At 41.9% G+C, this 3,089-nt stretch carries 1 protein-coding gene; it reads left to right on the top strand.

From position 1 onward, the window contains the following. On the top strand, positions 1 to 3,089 hold a 3,089-nt coding region (locus tag I3255_RS13465; protein WP_238039265.1), incomplete at both ends, for a GEVED domain-containing protein.

Genomic DNA, 3,089 nt, shown 5'->3' with positions numbered 1-3,089 from the left:
GTGCTAGCCGAGCAATAAAAGTCAGTCAAAATCAGTTTGGTGGCAATGGTGGTATTGCGATTGATGTGGGTGAGAATGATGGTATAGATACAACATCTCATCAAGGTGATAGTACTGGATGTTATTTAGCGACCTATCATGGATCTCCAACGGTAACTGGGCCAAGTATTCCTATTATTACAACTGCAACTATTGACGGTAATACATTAACTGTTGAAGGAACAATGTGTAATGGTGCTGCGATCCAAGAAACCAGTTATGAGTTGCAGTTTTATATTATTACCTCAGGGACAGGGGATACTAGTACGGCATCAAATACTCCTAGCCCTGTTGGCGGTTGGGGCTTTATGCCCAGTATTGGTAATGAGATTACGGGTTTAACCTATGGTGAAGGTACCACTTATCTTGGTCGCTTAACTAATCAAACCAACGGCACTTTTAGTGGAACAATAACCGTATCTGGGGTTTCCGCGGGGGCTCAAATTGGTGCTATCGCATTATCAGACAGTAATAGCGCAGGAGCTTTTTACGCAGGTCAAACCTCTGAGTTTTCGGCTACTGAGCTTGTTACTCTAACTGTTGCCGATTATGGTGATGCTCCTGATTCAGGTGTAGGTATTGGAACCGGAAATTACCGTACGCTTTTAGCTGACAATGGCCCATTTCATGATACCAGTGCTACTGATATCTATGTAGGAACTACCCCCCCTGACACAGACTTAGATGGTTTACCTTCAACCAATGCCGATGGCGATGATCTAGATGGTACGGATGATGAAGATTCTTTAGGTATCACTCAACTCTATGAAACCAGTACAACTTTTTCTTATAACCAGTTAGTGAATAATTCATCAGGCTCTGATGCCTATTTATATGCATGGGTGGATTGGGACAATAGTGGTACGTTTGATAAAGATGAGTTTGTTGAAGGTGGTGTAAGTACAGGAGATCCAATCGTTATTCCGACTGGAAGTTCCAATGTTGGAACCTCGATGTTGTGGAGTACCTTACCTGCATTATCCTCAATGGATGAATATTATTTACGTGTTCGAATTAGTGATCAAATCTTAACAGACAGTGCATCAGGAAGTGATGAGGATCCTCGTTCACTTGGTAATGGTGGTTCAGGCGAAGTAGAAGATCAAATCCTAACGGTCGAAATAGAACCAACACTTCCACAAGTCTATTGTGCGGTATCAAGTAATGCAGAAACGGGTGAGCAAATAACTCAGCTAGATGGTTATAATGATAATCCAGCCGATGGATTTTCTGGAACCAGCATCGTTGGCGATGAACTGTATTCGCAAGCCGGTAGCGGTCAACCATCGAAACGATTTGAATTAGAAATTTTAGCTCCTAATCAACAAATTACTTATCCCATTGGTATTGAGATTGAAATGCGGTTAAGAAATTTAAATACCGGCGATGGCGATGCACTATTCTGGATTACAGATCACACCAATATGAACGGGATCTTGATTGGTGATAATACCATCTATTTAGGTGTCGATGCTCTCTGGAATGGAACGAATTCAACAGTTGCCAGTTACAGTCAATCTCCTGTGACTATTATGGGTAATGCCGCCGGTTATATGACAACATCTTATAAACGTTATCGCTTAAAGATGTTTGTTCAAAGTGATAACAGCGTCACCATGCAAGCTATTACGATGAACGATGATGGTTCGATTATTGAAACCTCTCCTGTAGTTGCGGGTGATCAAACCTTTAATCCGAATAATGGCATTTATTTTGCCCATACCGGACACAATAATGATCCTGCTGCTCAGCGACATATTTTTGGTGAAATCACTGTTGTTGCAACTAATGGATTAGCTTGTGACTATGGTGATGCACCAGATGCCAATGTGGGTACAACGTTAGGCGATTATAAAACACGAGCAGCATCAAATGGCCCATCTCACGCTATTGATGGCACAATTTATTTAGGAAGTACGGGTCCTGATAGTGAATCTGATGCCTTTGGTGATGGGACCGATACCAGCTTTGATGGCTCTGGCGATGATACCAAAGGGGCTGTACCTGATGATGAAGATGCCATAACGGGAACATTGAGTTTATCGGGTAGTGATTTGAGTTTTAATGTTGCTTGTAATGATTTTAGTAGTGGTAGTGGTGATTTAGGCGCAACGGTTCATGCATGGGTTGATGCTAACAGTAATGGTGATTTTGAAGTTTCCGAATATACCTCAAGCTCTTGTAATGATACATCCGCGACTGCAAATGGTACGGCATCACTCAGTTGGACGGGATTGCAGCGAGTTGCAGGTGACAGCTATATTCGTTTGAGAATTACCAATCACACCTTAACCGATGCCGATAATTTAGGCAGTGATGATCGCGCTTATGATTCGGTATCTAATGGTGAAGTAGAAGACCATCCAATTACGATTAATCCATTTATCTCTGGTTTTGTCTTTAATGATGATGGTAGTGGTGGCGGCACTATTACTAATGGTATACGTGATGGGACAGAAACGGGGTTAGGAGTTGCGGTTCCAATCATTGCGTATAATACGGCAACGACTGCTTGTTATGTGACGACATCAGATCCTACAACCGGCGCATATCTTATTGATTTACCGTCAGTTGGTACTTATAAAGTCTATGAAGCCGCAAATGAAACAAATTTGGTCTCTCCAACTTGTCCCCCAACAGCTGGCACACTAGATTCTGCGACTGGTACCTATATTAATGCCACTATCGGAGATCCAGCAACTTATACCTCAAGTTCAGCTAATATCGTAGAAGTTGTTGTTACAGCTGGATCATCATCAACGGTCGATTTTGGCGATTTTGTTGTTAATTCTTTTGATGTGTGCGCGACTCCTGCTTACTTATATCAATCAGGCGAGTTAAATGCTGTTAACTTGGCAACCGGTAACATTACACAGTTAGCTCCGTCGGTTACGGTTGGTACTACACTTGGTTATTCGATGCATTCCAATACGTTAGCGGCAGTACAAGGTACAAATGTTCTAACTATTTTAGATGCTGCTTATAATACATTCTCGTTACCAATATTAAATTCAACCATGCCAAGCGGTTCTAATAATGGTGATATCGAT

The sequence above is a fragment of the Psychrobacter sp. Ps6 genome (assembly GCF_022129235.1).
Taxonomy (GTDB): domain Bacteria; phylum Pseudomonadota; class Gammaproteobacteria; order Pseudomonadales; family Moraxellaceae; genus Psychrobacter.
Note: the sequence above shows the minus strand (reverse complement) of the source record. Positions and strands in the feature narration are given on the sequence as shown.